The organism is Geothrix sp. 21YS21S-2 (genome assembly GCF_030846775.1).
Lineage (GTDB): Bacteria > Acidobacteriota > Holophagae > Holophagales > Holophagaceae > Mesoterricola.
On the sequence record NZ_CP132910.1, the window covers coordinates 2,389,793 to 2,411,187 of the forward strand.

Below are 21,395 nucleotides of genomic sequence, written 5' to 3' on the forward strand. Positions count from 1 at the left end.
CCCAAGTATGTTGCACTCGGGGCGGGAATGTGCCACGGTTGAAAAACCGATGGAGGAGCGATTCCCATCAGTAGGCCGAGGGAGGGTTGATGGACCCGCTGATCTCTGCTGAAAGGGGAGGATCGCCGAAAGGGTTGCGAATCATCGACGCACTCCTTGGACGTCAGGGCTAAAACCCGGCGGCTGTCGCGGCGCCAAATCGCCGCGGAGTGCCTTAGGACGACAAGCCGGTCCCCTGGGGCCGGGGAGGGGTCAAGGGTCTTCATCCGTTTCCCGATGGAGGCCCTCGTGACGAACCTGCCCAACCCAGTTCCAGCATCCCCCGGGGGTGCGCGATGATCGTCATGAAATTCGGCGGGTCCTCGGTGGCCGACGCCCCCTGCATGCGGGAGGTCGCGGCCCTGGCCGCGGCGGCCCACCCCCGTTCCCCCCTGGTGGTCCTCTCGGCCACGGCCAGGACCACCGACCAGCTCTTCGAGGCGGCCACGAAGGCCGAGGGCGGGGACCTGCCCGCGGCCCTGGCCCTCCACGCCGCGCTCATCGGGCGCCACCGGGGCCTGGCGGAGGAACTCATGCCCGCGGGGCTCCCCGCGGACCTGGACGGGGCCCTGGCGGACCTGGCCGCCGAACTGGACCTCCTCCTGCGGGGGGTGGCCCTCCTCAAGGAGCTCTCCCCCCGGAGCATGGACGCCATCGCAAGCATCGGAGAGCGGCTCTCCACCCGCATCCTGGCCGCCTTCATGGGCGCGGCGTGGGTGGACGCCAGGACCATCGTGCGCACCGACGCCGCCTTCGGCTCGGCCCGTCCCCTCGTTCCCGAGCTGGAGTCCCTGGCGGCCGCCATCCTCTCGCCCCTGCTGGGCCCCGGCCGGGCCGTGGTGACCCAGGGCTACATCGGCGCCACCGCCCAGGGCCTCACCACCACCCTGGGCCGCGGCGGCTCCGACTTCAGCGCCGCCCTCTTCGGCGCGGCCCTGGGGGCCGAGGACATCCAGATCTGGACGGACGTGGAGGGCGTGCTCACCAGCGATCCCCGGGTGGTGCCCGACGCCCAGCCCATCCCCGAGCTGAGCTTCGCCGAGGCCGGGGAGCTGGCCGCCTTCGGCGCCAAGGTGCTCCACCCCGCCACCATCCAGCCCGCGGTGGACAAGGGCATCCCCGTCACCGTGCGCCACACCCGCCGGCCCCAGGGCCGCTTCACCACCATCACGGCCGAGGTGCGCACGGGCCGGCCCGTGACGGCCCTGGCCCACCGGGGCCCGGTGACGGTCCTCACGGTGGCCTCGGCCCGCATGCTGAACCAGAGCGGGTTCCTGGCGCGGCTCTTCGACGTCTTCGCCCGGCACAAGGTGAGCGTGGACCTCATCGCCACCGCCGAGGTGAGCGTCAGCCTCACGGTGGAGGCCGACGCGCCCCTGGAGGAGCTGATCGCGGACCTGTCGGCCTTCGCCACGGTGGGCGTGGCCACGGGCCGTGCCATCGTGGCCATCGTGGGCGAGCGGCTCAAGCACACGCCGGGCATCACGGGCCAGGCCTTCGGCGCCATGAGCGACATCAACGTGGAGATGATCAGCATGGGGGCCAACGAGATCAACCTGAGCATGGTCGTGACGGCCGCCGAGGCGAAGGACGCCGTGCGCCGGCTCCACGCCGCCCTCATCGGGGGAGGCGCGGCATGAGGATCGGGATCTTCGGGAAGGGCCGGCTGGGTTCGGCCATCGCGCTCGAGGCCCGGGCGGCCCCCGATGTGGAGCTGGCCTGGACGCTGGATTCGGAAGGGGTGCCCACCCCCGTGGACCTGGCCATCGACGCCAGCGTGGCGGGCGCCGTGGACGGCCACCTGGCCTGGGCCCTGGAGACCGGCGCGGACCTGGTGATCGGCGCCACGGGGTGGGGGCTGCCCGGCCTCGAGGCGCGCATCGGCGGGCGCATCGGCGTGCTCGCCGCGCCCAACTTCAGCCTGGCTGTCTCGCTCATGGCGCGGCTCTCCACGGTGCTGGGACGCTTCGCGGCCCTGGACGGGGACCTGGACCCCTACCTCCTCGAGCACCACCACCGCCTCAAGGCCGACGCCCCCAGCGGCACCGCCCGCAGGCTGGCGGAGGCCGTCCTGGCCGGGTTCCCCGGCAAGACCGGCTGGACCCTGGGCGCGCCCGCGTCCGATCAGCTCGGCATCTCCGTCATCCGCGCCGGGTCCGAGTTCGGCACCCACACCCTGGGCCTGGACGGGCCCGCCGAGACCCTGCGCCTGTCCCACCAGGCCCGCTCCCGGGCCGTGTTCGCCCGGGGCGCCCTGCGGGCGGCGCGCTGGCTGCGGGGACGCAAGGGCCTGTGCACCTTCGACGACTACGCCCGCGAGATCCTCGACCCCCTTTTCGGAGACCTGCCATGACGCTCACCGGACTCTTCGTGGCCCTGGCCACGCCCTTCACGCCGGCCGGCGACGTCGACCAGCCCGCGTACCGCCGCCTCGTGCGCCATGTGGCCGGCGGCGGCGCCCACCTGGTGGTCCTGGGGACCACCGGCGAGGCCCCCACCATCCTGGACGACGAGCGGGACGCCCTGGTGGACATCACCCTGGAGGAGGCCGGCTCCGCCACGGTGATCGTGGGCACCGGCTCCAACGCCACGCGGCAGGCCGCGGCGTGGACCCGCAGGGCCCAGGCCCAGGGCGCCCACGGCGCGCTGGTGGTCACCCCCTACTACAACAAGCCCACCCCGGAAGGGATCAGGGCCCACTTCGAGGCCGTGGCCGAAGCGGCCCCCGGCCTGCCCCTGGTCGTCTACAACGTGCCGGGCCGCACGGGGCTCAACCTGACGCCCCAGGCCCTGGCCCGGCTCTGGGAGAACCCCCAGGTGGCCGCCGTGAAGGAGTCCAGCGGCAACCTCGCGCAGATCGCCGAGATCGCCCGCACCCTGCCCGAGGGCAAGGCGCTTCTCGCGGGCGACGACAACCTGGCCGTGGCCAGCATCGCGGTGGGCGCCTCGGGCCTCGTGAGCGTGCTGGGCAACGTCCTGCCCCGGGAGACGGCGCGCCTGGTGAAGCTGGCCCTGGACGGCCGCAGGGCCGAGGCCATCGCCCTCCACCAGCAGCTCCTGCCCCTCATGGACGCCCTCTTCCTGGAGAGCAACCCCATCCCCCTGAAGGCGGCCCTGGAGCTCCTGGGCCTGTGCGGCCCCACCCTGCGCCTGCCCCTGGTGCCGGCGGCCCCAGCCACCCGGGCCCGCCTTGCCGAGCTCCTGCCCCGCCGCGGCGAGGTGGCCTGATGGACCTTCAGGCCTTCTACTCCCGCCCCATGGACGCGATCCTCGCCGACCCGGCCCTGCCGCAGGTCTTCGAGGTCTTCCTGGAGGCCCTGGAGCGCGGCGCCGCCCGCGCGGCCTCCCCCGACGCCCAGGGGAACTGGCACGCCAACGCCTGGGTGAAGACCGCCATCCTGGCCGGCTTCCGCTCCACCGCCACCGAGGAAGTGCCGGGCTGGCCCGGACCCTGCTTCGACCGCGCCGCCTACCCTCCCAGGGCCTTCTCCCTGGCCGACGGGGTGCGCCTCGTGCCCGGCGGCAGCGCCGTGCGCCGCGGGGCCTTCGTCGCCCCGGGCGTGGTCATCGTGCCCCCGGCCTACATCAACGTCGGGTCCTTCGTGGACGAAGGGGCCATGGTGGACAGCCACGCCCTGGTGGGCAGCTGCGCCCAGATCGGCAAGCGCGTCCACCTCTCGGCCGCGGCCCAGGTGGGCGGCGTGCTCGAGCCCGCCGGCGCCCTGCCCGTGGTGGTGGAGGACGAGGCCTTCGTGGGAGGCCTGTGCGGCCTGTTCGAGGGTGTCGTGGTCAAGCGCCGCGCGGTGCTGGCCCCCGGCGTCATCCTCACGGCCTCGACGCGGATCTTCGACCTGGTCAACGAGCGCGAGATCACCCGCGTGGTGCCCGAAGGCGCCGTGGTGGTGCCCGGCACGCGGCCGGCCTCGGGCATGTTCGCCATGCAGAAGCGCCTCTCGGTGAGCGCCCCGTGCATCGTCAAGTACCGCGACGGCAAGACCGACGCCGGCACCGCCCTTGAGGAGGCCCTCCGTTGATCCCCGCCGCGCGCCTCGCCCACCTGCGTCCCAGCCCCATCCGGGCCCTGTCCGAAGGCGCGCCTCCCGACGCCGTGCCCATGGGCCTGGGCGAGCCCGGCTGGGACCTGCCCCTGCCCGCGGTGGAGGCCCTGGCGCGCTTTTCCGGTCCCTGCGCCTACGGGCCCAACGCGGGCCTGCCCGAACTTCAGGAGGCGGTGGGCGCCTTCCACGGCACGCCGGCCCGGGACGTCCTCCTCACCGCCGGCAGCCAGGGCGCGCTGTTCGCCCTGACGCAGGCCTACGCGGAGCCCGGGGACGCCGTGCTGGTGCCCGACCCGGGCTTCCTGGCCTACCCCGCCCTGGCCCGCATCGCCGGGGCCGAGCCCGTGCCCTACCCCCTGGGCCCCGGCTTCGGGCTGGACGCGGACCTGTTCAGGGCGGCCCTGGACGCCGCCCCCCGGGCCCGCCTGGCCCTGGTGAACCATCCCGGGAATCCCACCGGGGCCGGGTGCTCCCGGGCCGCCCTGGCGGAGGTGGCCGAGGCCTGCGCCAGGCGCGGCGTCCTGCTCGTCTCCGACGAGGTCTACCGCGACCTGCGCCTGGGTGACCCGGCGCCCTCCCTGCGCGACGTGACGCAGGGCGGCATCGTCCTGGGCTCCGTGAGCAAGGCCTGGGGCGCCCCCGGGCTGCGGGTGGGCTGGGCCCTGGGGGAGGCCCCGCTGCTGGCCCCGGCCCGCCTGGTGCACGCCTACATGGTCACCGCCCCGGCCCGCACCTCGCAGCTTGCGGCCCTGGCCCTGGTGCGGGAATCGGGCGCCGTGCTCGCCCAGGCGCGGGAGCACCTGCGGGCGCGGTGGGAGGCCTTCTCGGAGGCCTTCGCGCGCCACTTCGGGCAGGTCCCGCAACACGGAGCGGGGGGCTTCTACCACTGGCTGGCCCTGCCGCCCGGGGCCGACCCCATGCCTTTCTGCCTTCGCCTGCGCGACGAGGGCCGCGTGGTGGTGGTGCCGGGCCAGGCCTTCGGGGAGCGGGGCCGCGGCTTCGTGCGCCTCAGCTACGCGGGGGATCCCGCCCTCATCCGGGAGGGCGTCCGGCGCCTGGCCCCGTTCTGGAGCACGCCATGAACCTCTTCGCCTTCGATGACGCCGCCTGCGACCGGCTCGCCCGGGAGGGCACGCCCCTGTTCGCCTACAGCTTCGCGGCCGCCGAGGCCCAGTTCCGCACCCTCCGGGCCGCCCTGCCCCCCCGGGTCCGGGTCGCCTACGCCGTGAAGGCCAATCCCCATCCCCGGCTCCTCCAGCTCTTCGGGGAACTGGGGGCCTCCTTCGACTGCGCCTCGGCCGGGGAGCTGGCGCGGGTGGCCGAGCTCGCCCCGGGCCGGATCCTCTATGCCGGCCCCGGCAAGCGCACCGCGGAACTGGACCTGGCCCTGAGCCTGGGGGTGCGCGTCCAGGCCGAGGGCTGGGAGGACCTGGAGCGCCTTGAGCGCCTGGCCCCGGGCCCCGTGGCCGTGAACCTGCGGGTGCACCCCGCCGGCGGAATCCAGGAGGGCTCGCCCATCATCGGGGGCACGGGCCCCTCCGCCTTCGGGGTGGACGAGGAGGACCTGCCGATCCTGCTCAAGCGGGCCGAAGGCCTGCGCAAGGTGGCCATCCGCGGCCTGCACGTGTTCGCCGCCAGCAACGAGCGGGACGCCTCCAGGCTCCTGGCCACCCACCGGCACGTCCTGGGCATGGCGCGCCTCCTCCAGGAGGCCCTGGGCACGGAGCTCGAGCAGGTGGACCTGGGCGGAGGGCTGGGCATCCCCTACGCCCCCGGCGAGATGCCCCTGGACGTGGAGGCCCTGGGCAGGGGCCTGGGCGAGCTGCTCGCGGCCTGCCCCTGGTTCAAGGGCGAACTCGTCCTGGAGCCGGGCCGGTTCCTGGCCGGCCCCTGCGGGATCTACCTCACCCGCGTCACCCGCGTGAAGGAGAGCCGGGGGGTGCGGTTCGTGATCCTGGAGGGGGGCGTCAACCACCTGCTGCGGCCCCTGCTCACGGGCCAGGCCTTCCCCACCCGGGCCGTGGCCTCCGCGGGCGCGCGGCGCCCCGCGACCCTGGCCGGGCCCCTGTGCACCAGCCTGGACCGCCTGGGCGAGGTGGAACTGCCCGAGGTGGGACCCGGGACCCTGCTGGTGATGGGCATGGCGGGAGCCTACGGCTTCACCGAGGCCATGACGCCCTTCCTCTCCCACCCCGCCCCGCGGGAACGGTGGGAGGCCTGAATGGTTGAAATCGTTGGCCCGCCATGGGACGGTTCTTGGGTGGGAGCATCCATGCTGCAGCCGCGCCGGCTACTTGAGGACCTCTGCGCCCTGGATTCCACCACGGGCCGGGAAGCCGCGCTGCTCCCCGCCCTCCTGCCGGCCCTGGAGGCCCTGGGAGCGCGGGTGGAGATTCGGGAGTTCCGGCCGGGCCGCTGCAACGTGCTGGCCACCTGGGGCGAGCCCCGGGTGCTCTTCTCCACCCACCTGGACACCGTGCCGCCCTTCCTGCCCCCGCGTTGGGAGGGGGAGGCCCTGTTCGCCCGCGGCGCCTGCGACGCCAAGGGCCAGATCGTGGCCCAGCTCCTGGCAGCGGAGCAGCTGCGCGGCGAAGGCGTGGCCTGGCTCGGCGTCGCCGGGGAGGAGACCGACAGCCTGGGCGCGCAGGAGGCCCTGGCCTGGAAGGACCGCTTCACCTCCTGCCGGGCCCTGGTCAACGGGGAACCCACGGAGCTCAAGGTGGCCACGGGCCAGCGCGGCGTGAAGAACCTGCGCCTGGCCTGCTGCGGGAAGGCCGCCCACGGCGGCAGCCCCGAACTGGGCCACAGCGCCATCCTGGACCTCCTGGACTGGCTGGAGGGCGTCCGCCGCATTCCGCCGGGCCAGGATCCCGACCTGGGCCCCGAGGTGTGGAACCTGGGCACCATCCAGGGCGGGGAGGCCGTGAACATCGTCCCCGACCGCGCCCAGGCCCTGCTCAACGTGCGCACCGTCCCCGGGTCCTCCTTCCAGGCCCGGGTGGAGGCGCTCCGCCCCCCCCTCGGCACGGTCGAGCTGCAGGTGGACGAGCCCCCCTGCCTCTACCCCGCGCTGCCGGGTTTCGAAAGGGCCTTCATGCCCTTCGGCTCCGACGCCCCCTGCCTGCGCCATCTCATCCCGGACCTCACCGCGGTCCTCGCCGGCCCCGGCAGCATCCGGGTGGCCCACACCGCGGGCGAACACCTCACCATGCAGGACCTCGCGGCCGGCGCCCAGCTCAACCTGCGCCTCGCCCGGCATTTTCTCCAGGAGCACCCATGAACCGCATCCCCGTCACCGTCCTTGGCGCCACCGGCGTCGTCGGCCAGCGCTTCGTGCGCCGCCTCCTGAACCACCCCATGTTCGAAGTGGTGTGCATCGCCGCCAGCGACCGCAGCGCCGGCAAGCGGTACCGGGACGCCTGCGAATGGCGCCTGGACGGCGAGCCCTACGGCGGCCTCGGGGACCAGGTGCTGGTGCCCTCCGACCCCGCCGAGGCCCTCTCCCCCATCGTCTTCAGCGCGCTCGACAACGCTCCCGCCAGGGAGATCGAGCCCGCCTTCGCCCGCGCCGGGGGCCACGTCTTCAGCAACGCGGCGTCCTTCCGCATGGACCCGGACGTGCCCCTGCTGGTGCCGGAAGTCAACCCCGGCCACCTGGCCCTGCTCGATTCCCAGCGCTCGCGGAGGGACTGGAAGGGCAGCATCCTCACCAACCCCAACTGCACCACCACCGTCCTGGTGATGGCCCTGGCCCCGCTGCACGAGGCCTTCGGCGTGGAGACGGTGATCATGACCTCCATGCAGGCCGTGAGCGGCGCCGGCTACCCCGGCGTGCCCAGCCTGGACATCCTGGGCAACATCATCCCCTACATCGGCGGCGAGGAGGGCAAGGTCGAGATCGAGACCGGGCGGCTCCTGGGCAAGGTGGAAGGCGGCCTCGCCGTGTCCGATCCCATGACGGTCTCGGCCCTGTGCTACCGCGCCCCGGTCATCGACGGGCACACCGAGAGCGTGAGCGTGCGCCTCCGGGGGAACCCCACCCCCGACCAGGTGCGCGAGGCCCTGGCGGCCTGGAAGCCCCTGCCCCAGCGCCTGGGCCTGCCCAGCGCCCCCGAGGTCCCCATCCGGATCCACGTGGCCGAGAACCGGCCCCAGGTGCGCAGGGACGTGGAGATGGACGGCGGCATGAGCGTCCACGTGGGCCGCATCCGCCCCTGCAACGTCCTGGGCATCAAGTTCTCGCTCCTGGGCCACAACACGGAGCGCGGCGCCGCCGGGGGCTCGGTGCTCAACGCGGAGCTGGCCGTGGCGCAGGACTTCGTGTCCTAGCCCCTCCGGCCATGATCGCAGCGGAGGGGCTCGGCAAGCGGTTCGGCGACACCTGGGCCCTCCGGGACCTGAGCCTCCGGGTCCCGGAGGGCGCCTTCCTGGCGGTGCTGGGCCGCAACGGCGCGGGCAAGACGACCCTGGTGCGGCTGCTCACGGGCCAGCTGCGCGCCACGGAGGGCTCGGTGCGGGTGGCGGGGCTCGATCCCGCCGGAGCGCCCCTGGAGCTGCGGCGAATGGTCGGCGTCATGCCCGAGGAGGGCGCCCTCCTGGAGGACCTCGGGGGCGCCCAGTACCTGCAGTTCGTGGGCCGCCTCCACGGACTGGGCCGGGAGGTCCTGGCGGAGCGCGTCGCGGAGCTGGAGGCCTGCCTGGAAGTGGGCTTCGGGCCCCGGCCCATCCGGGACTACAGCTACGGCATGAAGAAGAAGCTGGCGTTCTCGGCGGCCCTCCTCCACGGGCCGCGCCTGGTCTTCCTGGACGAACCCTTCGAGGGGCTGGACCCGTCCGTCGTGCGCAGCCTCCTGGCGGCCCTGGGGCAGCTGCGGGACCGGGGGGTCACGGTGGTCATGACCAGCCATCAGCTGAGCCTCGCGGAGCGTCTGGCCACACGGATCCTGCTGGTGGAGGAGGGGCGCCTCCTGGTGGACGGCGCCGCCGGAGACGTGCTGGGCCCCGACGAGGACCTGGAGGGCCTCTTCCTGCGCCTGGTGGGGCGCGGCCGGGCCGGGCGGCTCTCGTGGATCTGAGGGCCCTGGGCGCCCTGTGGTCGGTCCGGAGCGGGACCCCGCGCCCGCCTCTGCGCCCGGCCCTGGCCGCCCTCCTGGCACCGGTGGCCGTCTGGCTCGGGGGCGCCGCCTTCTGGGCCGGGACCCGCGCGGGGAGCGGCCTCGCCGGCCTGGACCCCGTGGCCGCGGGGACCCTCCTGTGGAGGCTCCCGCTGGTCCTGGGCTTCGCCGGAGCCCTTTGGGACGGCGGCTGCGTGGTGGACCCCCGTCCCTGCCGCCCCCACTTCATCGCCCCCCGCACCCTGGTGCTGGCGGAAGCGATGCTGGGCCTCACCACGCCGGTGAAGCTGGCGCTTGCGGCCCTGGGGCTGTCCTTCACCTCGGGGCTGGGCTGGGGCGGGCCCGGACGGGTCCCCCTGGGCCTGTCGTATTCCCTGCTCCTGGTGCTCTGGACCGCGTGCCTGGAGCGGGTCATCCATGTCCTCGCCCCGGCGGGCATCCTGCGCCAGCGGGCCTTCCTGGGCGTGATCCTGGGCCTCGGCGCGGGCCTGGCGGCCCTGTCCACCCTGGGCGGCGCCGCGGTCCCGGGCTGGGTCACGGCGGCGGAGCGCCTCTGGGCCCTGCCCGGGATCCGCCTGGTGAGGTTCTGGCAGACCGGGGCCTGGCCGCTGCTGGCCGTCCCGCTGGGGGCGACCCTTGGCCTCCTGGCGCTGACGGGCGCCTGCGTCCGCCGGGAACTGGCCGTCGACCGCCGGCCGGGAGCGGCCCTGGACGGGGGCCGGATCTGGGCCTTCCGCCGGCCCTGGGCCGGCCTCGCGCGGCTCCAGTTCCACCAGCTCCTGGCCAGCCGGGCCGGGCAGATGCGGCTCCTGATGCTCCTGCTCTCCGTCCTCCTGGCGAAGGAGCCCGAGCTCCTCACCGTGGGCACCGTGCAGATGCCCCGGGCCTGGCCGGCGCTGGCGGCGGGCCTCACCTTCGGCGCCGTGCTCGTGGTGCCCCTGTGCAACCTCCTGGGGTTCGACCGCGGCGGGGTGCAGACCTGGTGGACGGCGCCCCTGGCCGCCCGGGACCTCCTGCTGGGCAAGGTGCTGGGCTGCGCCGCCTACGCCGCCCTGGCCGCGCCGGTGCTGCTGGCCCTCCTCGCCAAGGCCCAGGCGTGGAGCCTGCAGCGGCCCGGCGGGGACGGCCTCCGGGTGCTCCCCTCGGCGCGGCCCATGGCCCCTGGCGAAGCCCTGGCCCTGGCCCTCCTTCTGGCCGCCCTTTTCCTCTGGTGGGCCGGGTCGGGCCTGGCCCGGTCGCTGCGGGCGCCCTGGCCCATGCCCTTGGGCAGTTACGGAGTGAAGACCGAATTCGACGAGGAGAAGGTGGCCCGGGTGGCGATCCTGCTGGCGCCGCTGGCGTGGATGGTGCCGGCCTACGGCGCGGCCCTGCTCCTGGACTGGAAGGCGGCCGCCGCGGCCATGGCCCTCCTGGCCCTGGTGGCCGCGGCCCGGTTCAGGGGGCGCCTGGAGGCGGCCGCGGCGGAACTCGCGCTCAGGCGCGAAGACCTCACTCTGGGCCTCATGTCACAGACTTGACAGGACTTTCGGGTCCATGGGAACGTTGGGCATCCCCAACGACAGCCTTGCCCGCCCTCAAGTACCCAAGAGGCTCCGCCATGAATTGGAATCCCGCCCTCCCCGCGCTCGCCGCGGCCCTGCCGCTGCTCCTGGCTTGCGGCGGCGGCATCGGAGGCTCACCGGTGGCGCCCCCCACGGCCGTCAAGGTCACGCAGACGTCCTACCTGGTGCTGGAAGTCGCCTGGCAGCCCTCGGAGGGCAAGATCGACTTCTACGAACTCCAGGGCAGGTTCGCGCCCGAGGCCTGGGGACTGACCAGCCGCCTGCCCAAGGAGACCACGAGCATTCGCATCGGAGTCACCGCCGCGGAGTTCACGGATGTCTCCTACCGGGTCCGGGCGTGGTTCGGGACCAGCTATTCCCCCTGGTCCACCGAAGCCACCGTGCGGATCGGGCTGGCCCCCGCCGAAAACCTGCACGCCTGGCCGGACAGGGGCGGCCTGGGAGTCTACTGGGGCAACCCCAGCAGGTACGCCGATACCCTCCTGGTGGAGCGCGGCACGTCCCCCGCCGCCACCACGCCGCCGGCCGCCTGGACCGCGATGCCGAACCTGCCCTATTCCCCGGAGGCGCTGATATCGGTCGTGGACACGGACGTGGTCGAGGGCCTCTACCACCAATACCGCGTGACCTACAGCAAGGGCGCGGACCACGCCTCGGCCCTGGCCGCGCCGCACCTGGTGACCCTGGCCTGCCCCACCGGCATCCAGGCCTCCGCCACGGGCGGGACCGTCCACCTGACCTGGCGGAACCGGAGCCAGGCGGCCACAGGCATCCGTATCGCCCGGGCCAACGGGAAGGACGCCACGCAGGGCGCGCCTCTCGCCACCCTGGCCCCCACGGCCACCTCCTTCGACGACGTGGACCTGCTGCCCGGCAACTACACCTATTTCGTGAGCGCCGCGGCCACGGGCGATGCGGATGCCCAAGGGCTCCCCTGCGTCGTGCAGGTCCTGCCGCCTTCCGGCGTCTGGCCCTTCACGGACGCCCTGGTGACCCTGCCCCTCCTCCCGGCCGTCAAGCTCGCCCAGGACGGATCCTGGTGGCTGGCCGGCGAGGAAGTCCCCTCCCTCGTCATCCAGCACGGCACCACGTCAGGCTGGACCAAGGCGGCGTTCACCCGGGGTTCCGCAATCCCCGAACCCCAGCTCCTTCTCGACGGCCAGGGCCGGGCCCACCTGATCCACACCGCCGACGACGGGTTGAATTCCGGGAAACACAACATCCTCCACACCTGGCTCAGCGATTCGGGGTGGACGACGGAGACCATCGGTTCCCGGTTGTTTGCCAACTCCCATGGCCTGGCCGCGGCGCTGGACGCGGCCGGTTCGCCCCGCCTGGCCCTCAACACCAGGAACGACTCGCATTCCGACATCCTGGAACATGCCTTCAAGGGCGCCGACGGCAACTGGGTCATCGAAAAGATCGTCCATCCGGCCCTGGACACCCCGTGGTTCACCAGCCGGCTCTTCCTGAAACTGGCCCCCGACGGCACCACCCATGTGGTGGTGGGCGAAACGGCCAGCGCCGCGGTCCTGCGCCGCAGCCCGGAAGGCCCCTGGGAGTCCGTCCTGGACAAGGATACCGGGGCAGGCGCCGTGTGCGCGGCGGAGTTCACAGGCGCAGGCCACCTGCGCCTGCTTCGCAATCGGGGCGTGGTCCTGGCCTCGACGTGGGAGACGGAATTCTCAACGATGGACTTCAAGGACGGGGCGTGGACCCCGGCGAAACACCTGGCCACCGTGCCGTACCTCGCCGTCGACGCGTCCCTGGTCGCCAGCCGCGACGGGGAGAGGTTCGCCTACGAGGACAGCAACTCCGCCGACCGCCACGAAGTCGTCCTGCTCGGACCGGGCGGCATCGAACGGTTCCAGGTGGGCCGGGGCCGTTTCGGGTTCGCGGAGGGCCCCAACGGCCGGCTCTGGATCCTGGCCTACGCGCCCGACAGGAACGACGGCACGGCGGGGCCGGTGGGCCCCTCCGGGACGTACCGGTGCTACCTAGAAAAGCCCTGACCGGAGGATCCATGCGACGCTTCCCGGCCGCCGCCCTTCTCTGCCTCGCCCTTCTCCCTGCCCTCGCCGGCGCGGAACCGGCGCCGGAATACTGGCGACCCCTCCCCGCGGACGTCTGGGCCATGACCGAGGCCAGCCTGCCCGGGGGCCTCGGGGCCGTCAACCTCGCGCGGCGCCTGCGCGTCACGGACACCGCGGTCCTGAACGAGTTCCGCATCCGCATCTGCAGCCAGCGCGGCCGGAGAGCCGCGGAATTCACGCCCTTCGCCAAGGACGGGACCGTCGTCGGCAGGGTGGTCTACCCCGACGGCCGGGAACTGGCCTTCGATTCCCAGAAGGACTTCCACCTCCAGACGAGCCTCTCCACCCGCGACCGGGAGATCCAGGAGAAGGTCCTCGTGCCGCCGGGGCTCACCGACGACTGCGTCGTGGACCTGCGGTGGGAGGAGCCCAGGTACTGGGCCTACTGGGCCAAGCTCGGCCGGGGCAGCGAGTCCTGGCACCTGGCCTCCAGCTTCCCCACCCGGATCCTCACCATCGAAGTGAGCCAGGCCAACTGGTTCGATTTCTTCTTCAATTCCGGGGGACTGGCGTGCGTCCCGTACGACGCCCCCGGATTCAAGGTTCTGACCATCAAGGACGTGCCGGCTTCGATCGACGTCCCCTTCTCCCTCAGGTCGGCCCGCAACAGTCCCCTGCTGAAGCTCTACGTCCAGGGCAACCTCATCCGGGCCGCTTCGCGCCAGGGCAAGGAGGCCTTCTGGAAGAAGGTCGTGGAGCTCTACAAGGACTTCTTCACCAAGGACCTGGTCATGGGCACCCGCTACCGGGCCTTCTCGGATGTCATCCGCACGGGTCTTCCGGCCGGGCACCAGGCGCTCGCCCAGGAACTGGCCCTGCGCATCCAGGACAAGGTCCTGAACCTGAGCAGGCTGAGCCTGGATGAAAGGTCCCGCAGGACCCGCAAGGAGTCCGAGGAGCGCATCGAGGCCAAGGACCTGGAGGCGCTGGCCAGGCGCGGAACCGCGAACGGCGAGGGGATCTTCACCCTGTTCCTGCAGCTGCTCAAGGAGGCCGGGGTCACGCCCAAGCTGCTTCTGGTGGTGGACCGGGAAAAGGGGATCTTCCACGCCGAGGAGAAGAACATCAACCAGATCGACGACTACCTGGTGAGCGTCGAGGAGCCCGGGAAGCCCCCCATCTGGCTGGATCCCGCCCTGCGGTTCGCCCCGCCCACCCTGGTCCTCCCCAACTACCAGGGCACGCCCTGCATCGAGATCGAGACCGCAGGCTGGACCAGCAGGTTCGTCGACCTGCCTTCCCAGGCCTCCTCCACCAACCAGCGGCGGGACACCTACCGCCTGGAACTCCTGCCCGACCAGGACCGGTTCACCCTGGAGGCGGACTTCCTGGGCAACGACGACTACAACGGGAAGTGGGCCTTCATGAACCTGGAGCCCCGGGAGCAGGACCGCAAGCTGCGGGAACAGCTGGAAGGCCGCCTGGACACCCTCATCGACAAGGCCCAGGTGCTCAACGCCACCGATCCCCGCAAGCCCATCCAGTGGAAGGCCGAGGGCCGCATCGACCGGGCCGTGGGCAGGCATCGCCGGGTGGACCCCTTCCCCATGACGCCCTATGCCCTGTCCGTTCCCGACGCCCTCCCCGAGACGAGGTCGGAGTGGATCGTGCTTCCCTACCAGCTGGAACGCCTTGCCGTGAGCCGTTTCCTCCTGCCCCCGGGCTACGCGTGGAAGGGCGCCCCGCCCTACCAGCGGTCCAACGAGTTCGGCTCGGTGAGCCTCACCGCCGAGCTCGTCGAGGGCCCCGGCGGCCCGGAGGGGGTCGCCACGCTCCAGGTCAAGGTCGTCAAGGCGATGGCCAACCCGGGCCGGTGGAGCGCGTTCAAGGATTTCCTGGGCTGGATCCGGGAAGCCGGCTCGACCCAGCTCATCCTCGAGAGGAAGCCATGAGCTTACGCAGCCTCGCCCTCCTCGCGCTCCTCGCCCCGGCCCTCGCGGCCCAGGCCATCCGGGGCCTGCCCGACTGGGCCATGCCGCACGCCATCCAGGGAGCCTCGGAAACCCCCGCCGGGGACCCCGACGCCTGGGTGATCCTGGACCGCACTGAATTCGCCTATCGGGGCGACGGAGAAATCCGCAAGCGCAACTTCCGCCTTGTGCACATCCGCACGGAGCGGGGACTGGACCAGGGCGGCTACTTCATCCACGGCCTGGGCGGCGCCTCGAGCCGGATCAGGAGGCTCAAGGGCTGGAACCTCCGCCCCGACGGCGAGGTCGTGAGGCTCGACCGGGACTTCATCGCGACCGTGGGCGGGGGGAGCGCCGCGGACTATTCCACCGGCACCACCACGGTCGCCGTCCTGGACCGGGTCGTCAAGGGCAGCTACGTGGCCTTCGAATCCGAGGAGACCATCACCCATCCCCTGGGCCCGCTGGATGGCTCCACCATCCTCGAGGCCCGGCCCATCCGGCGCTGGGAGCTGGCGATGGCCAAGTCGGTGGGATGGTTCACCGCCACCTCCACGGAGGGCGTCAGCCTGCGGCTGGAGACCCGCCACTTCCCGCCCCTCTTCCCCCAGCCCGACCCCAAGGCCACCTCCCTGGCCCTAAGCGACCTGCCCGCCCTGCCCCGGAACGAAGCCGCCGCCCCCGGCGCCAGGAACTTCCTGCCCTGGGTGGCCCTGGCCTTTGCCGACGCCTCCCTGAAGAACGTCCCCGACCTCGCCAGCTGGGACAGCTACGCGAAATGGGTCCACGGCGTCTACGAGGCCCGCACCCTACCGTGCAGGCCCGTTGACCTCGCCGGCGCCACCGGGCTGGACGCGCTCCGGACCATCCGGCGCTGGATGCAGCGGGAGATGACCTACAAGCAGGTCTACCTGACACCGGACCGGGGCTGGGTTCCCGAATCCCCCAGGGAGGTCCTCCGCGCGCGGTTCGGCGACTGCAAGGATCTGGCGGGGCTGTTCATGGCGGCCGCCAGGGACGCGGGCCTCGAGGCGGTCCCCGTGAAGGCCCGCATCGTGGAGGGCTCCATCGAGCCAGGGGAACCCGTGGGCCCCTTCGCCTTCAACCACGTCATCGCCGGCATCCGGCTGGAAAAGACCTCGGGAATGCCCGCGGAGGTCGTCACGCCCCTGGGCCGGTTCCTGCTGGTCGACCTCACGGAGCAGTTCACGCCCCTGGGCCGCCTGGGAGAGGCCCACCGGGGCGGGCGCGTGCTCATCTGCACCGCCCAGGGCGCGGCCTGGGCGGAGATCCCCGCGGCGGCCATCGTTCCGTCCAGGGTGGAGGTGCGCCTGGAAGGCACAGAGACCGACAGCGGCGGCCTCAAGGGCACCCTCTCCGTCACCGAGACGGGCAGCGGCGCGGGACTCCGGCACCTGGCCCTCTCCGGAGGGTCCAAGGCCGTGCGGGAGCGCTGCGCCACGCTGCTGGACCTTCCCGCGGGGTCCAGGTGGGACCTGGCGCGCCTGGCGGACCCCAAGGACGGCCAGGAGACCTTCCAGGCGCAGGTGGCCTTCGAGGTGCCCGAAGCCCTGGAGCCCACGGGTTCGGAATGGCTCCTCCCCCATTTCGGCCTCCCGCCCAGCCCCGCGTCCATCCAGCGGCTGGGCCAGCCCCGGCGCCTGCCGGTGGCCGTGCAGGACGGGCCCGGATGGGACTGGCACGCCACCCTCCACCTGCGTGCCCCCAAGGCCCCCGCCACGCCCGAAGCGGACCTGGAGACGCCCTTCCGCACCCTCCACTGGACCGCGAAGCGCGATGGGCTGACCCTGGACCTTCATCTGCGCCAGACCCGCAGGCAGGTGCTCTATCCCTACGAGCGCCGCGAGGAGGGCGTGCAGGACCAGCGCGACGACTGGAAGCGGTTCCGGACCTTCGTGGACGCGGCCCTCACCGTGGTCCCGCCGCCGCCCCCCGCTCCCGAGCCCCCCGCGCCGGAGCCCCCCAAGGCGAAGAAGCGGCCTACTTCCCCCGGATGAAAAGGTCCCGCGCCAGCGCCCTGGCATCAGTGTAGTCCGGCATCCCGCCCATCATGCGCCAGCGCACCCGCAGCTCGTGCACCACGGGCCGCACCGCCAGGATGAACAGGAAGGCAGCGAGGAAGACCGTGACCTTGTAGCCCACGTGGCGGAAGCCCACGGCCCCCACGAAACCGCCGCCCGCGAAGGACAGCAGGATCAGGCCATGCAGCTTGAGGCGGTCGCGGTTGGCCCGGATGGGGTCGCTGCCGCGGCGGTGGAAGACGTTGGGGTACACCAGGCGGCTGAGCTCGATGCCGAAGTCGGTGAGGTTTCCGGTCATGTGGGTGGTGCGGACCTCGGCGTTGGAGATGCTGGTGACCACGGAGTTGTGCATCCCCATCATGAAGGAGAGGAGGATGATGGTCATGGGCAGGAAGAACTCCCGCTGGTGGCTGAGAGTGGCGCCCATGAGCCCGAAGAGCAGGAGGAGGCCGGCCTCGATCATCAGGCTCAGGGCGTAGTGGGCCCGGAACTTCAGGCGCCGGCCCAGGTTGATCAGGGTGCCCGCGGTGAACGCGCCCAGGGTGAAGCACACCAGGATCTCCAGCGCGGCGTAGGCCAGGCGCATGCGGCCCCGGGCCAGCTCGTCGGCGAAACGGGAGAAGGTGCCCGACACATGGGAGGTGTAGGTCTTCACGGCCAGGAACCCGCCGGCGTTGACGGCACCGGCGATGAAGGCCATGGACCAGGCCAGCTGCCGGTTCAGGATCTTGCTTCGGTCCGAGCCCTGCTTGGTGAGGAGGTTGGCGTCCAGGGGAAGCAGGTCCAGGGTCGTCCCGATGGCCTTGCCGATGCCGTGGGGCACGGTCTCGAGGTTCAGGTGGCCCTGGAGGGCCCTCACGGTCCGCTTCCGGGCCACGCGCAGGTATCGATGGTGCCGCCGCGAATGGACGGGGGGGCGATGCGGGCTCATGGTCTCCATTATTCCGGCCGCGGCAGCGGATGGGGATTAAATGATAGACTCTTCGGAGCCACGCCCCGATACGACGCACCCCAGGAAGAACTCCGAGCATCGAACCGGGACCGTGCTGCTCCGGCGGAACGATGGTGCTTCAGAGTCTCTATTTCAGCGCACTGCTCCTGGCCACCCTTTCCGGGGTGCCCGGCCTGGCGTGGCCCGCCCGCGGGGGGCGCGCGGCGTCCTGGATGCTTGCCGGTTCCGCCCTGTGCGCCCTCGGACTCGCCGGGAGCGTCCTCTACGGGGGGCTGGCCTGGCAGGCCGAACTGCGGTGGGCCCTTCCCGGGGCCCATTTCCTTTTCAGGGGGGACCCCATCGGGACCTTCATCCTGGTGCCGGCGACCCTGGTGCCCGCCATCCTCTCCTTCTACGCCGAGGGCTACTGGAGCGACGGCACCCACGCCGACACCGCCCCGACCCTGCGGCTCTTCTTCGGGATCTCGGTGGGCTGCATGGTCCTGCTCACCGCCGCCGCCAACGCCGTGCTCTTCCTCTTCGGCTGGGAGATCATGGCGATCCTGGCCTTCCTGATGGTCACCACCAGCGACCAGGACGCCGCGGTGCGCGATGCCGGGTGGATCTACCTGGTGGCCTCCCACACCGGCGCCCTCATGCTCTTCGCGGGCTTCGCCCTGCTGGCCCTGGGCACGGGCACCGGCTTCGACCTGGGGCCCGTGCGCGCGGGCTTCGCCTCCACGCCCGCGGGCACCGCGGCCTTCCTCCTGCTCCTCGGGGGCTTCCTCCTCAAGGCCGGTGTGGGGCCCCTCCACGTGTGGCTCCCCGGGGCCCATGCGGCCGCCCCCAGCCACGTGAGCGCCCTGCTGTCGGGGCTCATGCTCAAGATGGGGATCCTCGGGATCCTGCGGATCATCGCCTGGACCCCGGACCCGCCGCTCTGGTGGGCGGGACTCCTCACGGGCCTGGGCGCTGCCTCGGGGATCATGTCCATGGCCTTCGCCCTGGGCCAGAAGGACCTCAAGCGGCTCCTGGCCTACAGCTCCATCGAGAACGTCAGCGTCATCGCCCTGGGCCTGGGGCTGGCCCTGGCGGGCAAGACCCTGGGCCTGCCCGCCCTGGTGCTGCTGGGCGGCACCGGCGCCCTCTTCCACCTGCTCAACCACGCCCTCCTCAAGCCCCTGCTCTTCATGGGCGCCGGGTCGGTGATGCACGCCACGGGCACCCGCGACCTGGAGCGGCTGGGAGGCCTGGCCCGCGCCATGCCCCGCACGGCCTTCCTCTTCCTGGCGGGTTCCTTCGGCATCTGCGCCCTGCCCCCCCTCAACGGCTTCGCGGGCGAGTGGCTCATCTACCTGGGGGCCTTCCGCGGCATCCAGCCCCAGGGCTGGGTGTGGTCCGTGGTGACCCTGGCCTCGCTGGCCGTCATCGGGGCCCTGACCGTGGCCTGCTTCACCCGGGCCTACGGCATCGTCTTCCTGGGCGAGCCCCGGAAGGACCTGGGCGCCCCCGCCCACGAGTCCCCCCGCAGCATGACCGGGACCATGGCCGTGCTGGCCGGGATCTGCCTGTTCATCGGCCTGTTCCCGGCCGCCCTGGCCCCCGCCCTGCAGGCGGCTGCGCGCGACCTGGGCCCGGGCCTGCCCTCCCTGGGGAGCCTGGCCAGCCTCGGGTCGCTCTCCCTGGTGGCGGTCATCGGCATCCCCATGGGCCTGGCGGTGTGGCAGGCCATCCGCAGGGGCCCCTCCACCCGGGCCGTCACCTGGGACTGCGGCTACGCCGCCCCCACGGCCCGCATCCAGTACACGGCCTCCAGCTTCTCCCGCATGCTCACGGACGCCTTCCGGTGGCTGCTCCTGCCCATCGAGCGCATCCCCCGCATCCAGGGGCTCTTCCCCCGCGAGGCCCGCTTCCAGTCCCAGGCCCCCGACACCCTCCTGGACCGCGGCCTGAACCCCGCGGCCTCCTTCGTGGCCTCGGTGCTGAGCTGGCTGCGCTTCCTCCAGGCCGGGCACCTGCCCATCTACCTCCTCTACGTGGTGCTCACCCTCGTGGCCCTCTTCGCGTGGACCCTGAAATGATCCGGAACCTGGCACAGCCCGCCCTCGTGCTCCTGGCCCAGATGGCCCTGACGCTGGCCCTGGCCCCGCTGCTCCCGGGGATCGTGAACAAGGTCAAGGCCCTGTTCGCGGGGCGGCTGGGGCCGCCCGTGCTCCAGCTCTACTACGACCTCGCCAAGCTCATGCGCAAGGGCGCCGTGTTCAGCCGGACCACCACCGGCGTCTTCCTCGCGGGGCCCGCGGTGTCGGTGGCGGTGCCCTTCACCGCGGCGCTGCTCATCCCCATGGGCTCGGCCACGGCCCCCGTGTCCTTCGCCGGAGACGCGGTGGTGCTGGCCTACCTCTTCGGCGTGGCGCGCTTTTTCGTGGTGCTGGCGGCCCTGGACACCGGATCGGCCTTCGAGGGCATGGGCGCCGCGCGCGAAGTGACCTTCGCGGTCCTGGCCGAGCCCGCCCTCTTCATGGGCCTGGCCACCCTGGCCCGCCTCTCGGGCGAGCCCTCCATGGCCCCCATGCTCACCGCCGCGGGCCAGGGCTGGCGCGCCGCCAGCGGGCCCCTGGCGCTGGTGCTCACGGCCTGGGTCATCGTCTTCCTCGTCGAGAACTGCCGCATCCCCTTCGACGATCCCAACACGCACCTGGAGCTCACCATGATCCACGAGGTGATGGTGCTGGACCACTCGGGGCCGCCCCTGGCCGCGGTGCTCTACGGCGCCAGCCTCAAGCTCTGGGTGCTGGGCGCCCTGGTGGTCAAGCTCTGCCTGCCGCTGCGCGGCGCGTGGTGGATCGACTGGCCCGCGTTCCTCGGTGGCATGGCCCTGCTTGCCTGCGCCGTGGGGGTGCTCGAGTCCATCATGGCCCGCCTGCGCATGCGCCGGGTCTCCCAGGCCCTCATCGCCGCCGTGGTTTCGGGCACCTTCGGCTTCCTCCTCCTCCTTCTGGCCTGAACCATGACTCCGAACCTCCTGCTCGCCGCGATCATGCTCATCAACTTCATGCTGGTGGCCAGCAGCCGCGTCAGCAAGTGCATCCAGCTCGCCGCCATCCAGGGCGGGCTCCTGGCCCTGCTGCTCCTGGTCATGCACGACCACTGGCCCTTCCACGTGCTCCTCATGGCCTTCAGCACCGTGGCCATCAAGGGCGTGGTGATCCCCGCCATGCTCAACCGCGCCCAGGACCGCATGAAGCCCCAGCGCGAGCCCGATCCCTACGTGGGCTACACCCTGACCCTGGTGATGGCCGCGGCCGGCACCGGCCTGGCCTTCATCCTGGCCCGGCGCCTGCCCCTCCAGGCGGGCAACCTGGGCACGCTCTTCGTGCCGGCCTCCATCATGGCCCTGTTCACGGGCTTCCTGCTCCTGACCACCCGCAAGCGCGCCCTCCTGCAGGTGGTGGGCTACCTGGTCCTGGAGAACGGGGTGTACCTCTTCAGCCTCCTGCTGGTCAAGCAGATGCCCCTCCTCGTGGAGACGGGGGTGCTGCTGGACCTGGTGGTGGGGATCTTCGTCATGGGCATCGTCATCAACCACATCCAGACCGCCTTCGACTCCCAGGACACCCATCGCCTGGCGCACCTGAAGGACTGA

At 72.4% G+C, this 21,395-nt stretch carries 17 protein-coding genes and 1 riboswitch; of the genes, 16 read left to right on the plus strand and 1 reads right to left on the minus strand.

Features of this window, described 5'->3' with window-relative positions; genetic code table 11:
• Positions 1 to 42 precede the first annotated feature (42 nt).
• Positions 43 to 223, plus strand: a riboswitch (Lysine riboswitch).
• A 112-nt stretch (positions 224 to 335) separates the two neighbouring features.
• The 13 genes from lysC to RAH40_RS10605 all read left to right on the plus strand — a co-directional run bounded on the left by lysC (position 336) and on the right by RAH40_RS10605 (position 16,794).
• Complete coding sequence (gene lysC, locus RAH40_RS10545) at positions 336 to 1,679, plus strand: lysine-sensitive aspartokinase 3 (protein ID WP_306602074.1); 1,344 nt, start codon at positions 336 to 338, stop codon at positions 1,677 to 1,679.
• Complete coding sequence (locus RAH40_RS10550) at positions 1,676 to 2,392, plus strand: 4-hydroxy-tetrahydrodipicolinate reductase (protein ID WP_306602075.1); 717 nt, start codon at positions 1,676 to 1,678, stop codon at positions 2,390 to 2,392. Before lysC ends, RAH40_RS10550 begins: the two co-directional genes overlap by 4 nt.
• Entirely contained in the window at positions 2,389 to 3,267 is an 879-nt protein-coding gene (gene dapA / locus RAH40_RS10555; RefSeq protein WP_306602076.1) for a 4-hydroxy-tetrahydrodipicolinate synthase, read from the plus strand. The genes RAH40_RS10550 and dapA overlap by 4 nt, the downstream gene beginning before the upstream one ends.
• Positions 3,267 to 4,073, plus strand: coding sequence for a 2,3,4,5-tetrahydropyridine-2,6-dicarboxylate N-succinyltransferase (locus tag RAH40_RS10560; RefSeq protein ID WP_306602077.1), 807 nt, complete (start codon positions 3,267 to 3,269; stop codon positions 4,071 to 4,073). The genes dapA and RAH40_RS10560 overlap by 1 nt, the downstream gene beginning before the upstream one ends.
• Positions 4,070 to 5,179: a pyridoxal phosphate-dependent aminotransferase gene (locus RAH40_RS10565; protein ID WP_306602078.1), complete on the plus strand. Its 1,110-nt coding sequence runs from the start codon at positions 4,070 to 4,072 to the stop codon at positions 5,177 to 5,179. The genes RAH40_RS10560 and RAH40_RS10565 overlap by 4 nt, the downstream gene beginning before the upstream one ends.
• Entirely contained in the window at positions 5,176 to 6,318 is a 1,143-nt protein-coding gene (locus tag RAH40_RS10570) for a hypothetical protein (RefSeq protein ID WP_306602079.1), read from the plus strand. The genes RAH40_RS10565 and RAH40_RS10570 overlap by 4 nt, the downstream gene beginning before the upstream one ends.
• Before the next feature lie 51 nt (positions 6,319 to 6,369).
• Positions 6,370 to 7,377, plus strand: coding sequence for a M20 family metallopeptidase (locus RAH40_RS10575; protein ID WP_306602080.1), 1,008 nt, complete (start codon positions 6,370 to 6,372; stop codon positions 7,375 to 7,377).
• Entirely contained in the window at positions 7,374 to 8,426 is a 1,053-nt protein-coding gene (gene asd, locus RAH40_RS10580) for an aspartate-semialdehyde dehydrogenase (protein ID WP_306602081.1), read from the plus strand. Before RAH40_RS10575 ends, asd begins: the two co-directional genes overlap by 4 nt.
• A gap of 11 nt (positions 8,427 to 8,437) precedes the next feature.
• Entirely contained in the window at positions 8,438 to 9,172 is a 735-nt protein-coding gene (locus tag RAH40_RS10585) for an ABC transporter ATP-binding protein (RefSeq protein WP_306602082.1), read from the plus strand.
• The gene (locus RAH40_RS10590) at positions 9,163 to 10,728 is read left to right on the plus strand and encodes a hypothetical protein (protein ID WP_306602083.1); all 1,566 of its coding nucleotides are present in this window, start codon (positions 9,163 to 9,165) and stop codon (positions 10,726 to 10,728) included. The genes RAH40_RS10585 and RAH40_RS10590 overlap by 10 nt, the downstream gene beginning before the upstream one ends.
• Positions 10,729 to 10,808: 80 nt before the next feature.
• Positions 10,809 to 12,785, plus strand: a complete 1,977-nt coding sequence (locus RAH40_RS10595) for a fibronectin type III domain-containing protein (protein WP_306602084.1) — start codon at positions 10,809 to 10,811, stop codon at positions 12,783 to 12,785.
• Positions 12,786 to 12,796: 11 nt separating this feature from the next.
• Positions 12,797 to 14,758, plus strand: coding sequence for a hypothetical protein (locus RAH40_RS10600; protein WP_306602085.1), 1,962 nt, complete (start codon positions 12,797 to 12,799; stop codon positions 14,756 to 14,758).
• Positions 14,755 to 16,794 (plus strand): transglutaminase family protein, encoded by a 2,040-nt coding sequence (locus RAH40_RS10605; protein ID WP_306602086.1) that lies wholly within the window; start codon positions 14,755 to 14,757, stop codon positions 16,792 to 16,794. Before RAH40_RS10600 ends, RAH40_RS10605 begins: the two co-directional genes overlap by 4 nt.
• Here the strand turns inward: RAH40_RS10605 and RAH40_RS10610 are convergent.
• The gene (locus tag RAH40_RS10610; RefSeq protein WP_306602087.1) at positions 16,778 to 17,749 is read right to left on the minus strand and encodes a YoaK family protein; all 972 of its coding nucleotides are present in this window, start codon (positions 17,747 to 17,749) and stop codon (positions 16,778 to 16,780) included. The genes RAH40_RS10605 and RAH40_RS10610 overlap by 17 nt on opposite strands.
• 134 nt (positions 17,750 to 17,883) lie before the next feature.
• Between RAH40_RS10610 and RAH40_RS10615 the strand changes: the two genes are divergently transcribed.
• The 3 genes from RAH40_RS10615 to RAH40_RS10625 are packed head-to-tail and all read left to right on the plus strand — an operon-like array spanning position 17,884 to position 21,395.
• Positions 17,884 to 19,830, plus strand: coding sequence for a proton-conducting transporter membrane subunit (locus tag RAH40_RS10615; RefSeq protein ID WP_306602088.1), 1,947 nt, complete (start codon positions 17,884 to 17,886; stop codon positions 19,828 to 19,830).
• Positions 19,827 to 20,756: a respiratory chain complex I subunit 1 family protein gene (locus RAH40_RS10620; protein WP_306602089.1), complete on the plus strand. Its 930-nt coding sequence runs from the start codon at positions 19,827 to 19,829 to the stop codon at positions 20,754 to 20,756. Before RAH40_RS10615 ends, RAH40_RS10620 begins: the two co-directional genes overlap by 4 nt.
• A 3-nt stretch (positions 20,757 to 20,759) precedes the next feature.
• Positions 20,760 to 21,395: a hypothetical protein gene (locus RAH40_RS10625; protein ID WP_306602090.1), complete on the plus strand. Its 636-nt coding sequence runs from the start codon at positions 20,760 to 20,762 to the stop codon at positions 21,393 to 21,395.

Excerpts from the sequence above, each read along its gene's own strand:
- lysC (WP_306602074.1), top strand. The coding sequence starts at position 336 with ATGATCGTCATGAAATTCGGCGGGTCCTCGGTGGCCGACGCCCCCTGC.
- RAH40_RS10550 (WP_306602075.1), top strand. The coding sequence starts at position 1,676 with ATGAGGATCGGGATCTTCGGGAAGGGCCGGCTGGGTTCGGCCATCGCG.
- dapA (WP_306602076.1), top strand. The coding sequence starts at position 2,389 with ATGACGCTCACCGGACTCTTCGTGGCCCTGGCCACGCCCTTCACGCCG.
- RAH40_RS10560 (WP_306602077.1), top strand. The coding sequence starts at position 3,267 with ATGGACCTTCAGGCCTTCTACTCCCGCCCCATGGACGCGATCCTCGCC.
- RAH40_RS10570 (WP_306602079.1), top strand. The coding sequence starts at position 5,176 with ATGAACCTCTTCGCCTTCGATGACGCCGCCTGCGACCGGCTCGCCCGG.
- RAH40_RS10575 (WP_306602080.1), top strand. The coding sequence starts at position 6,370 with ATGCTGCAGCCGCGCCGGCTACTTGAGGACCTCTGCGCCCTGGATTCC.
- asd (WP_306602081.1), top strand. The coding sequence starts at position 7,374 with ATGAACCGCATCCCCGTCACCGTCCTTGGCGCCACCGGCGTCGTCGGC.
- RAH40_RS10585 (WP_306602082.1), top strand. The coding sequence starts at position 8,438 with ATGATCGCAGCGGAGGGGCTCGGCAAGCGGTTCGGCGACACCTGGGCC.
- RAH40_RS10595 (WP_306602084.1), top strand. The coding sequence starts at position 10,809 with ATGAATTGGAATCCCGCCCTCCCCGCGCTCGCCGCGGCCCTGCCGCTG.
- RAH40_RS10600 (WP_306602085.1), top strand. The coding sequence starts at position 12,797 with ATGCGACGCTTCCCGGCCGCCGCCCTTCTCTGCCTCGCCCTTCTCCCT.
- RAH40_RS10605 (WP_306602086.1), top strand. The coding sequence starts at position 14,755 with ATGAGCTTACGCAGCCTCGCCCTCCTCGCGCTCCTCGCCCCGGCCCTC.
- RAH40_RS10610 (WP_306602087.1), bottom strand. The coding sequence starts at position 17,749 with ATGAGCCCGCATCGCCCCCCCGTCCATTCGCGGCGGCACCATCGATAC.
- RAH40_RS10620 (WP_306602089.1), top strand. The coding sequence starts at position 19,827 with ATGATCCGGAACCTGGCACAGCCCGCCCTCGTGCTCCTGGCCCAGATG.
- RAH40_RS10625 (WP_306602090.1), top strand. The coding sequence starts at position 20,760 with ATGACTCCGAACCTCCTGCTCGCCGCGATCATGCTCATCAACTTCATG.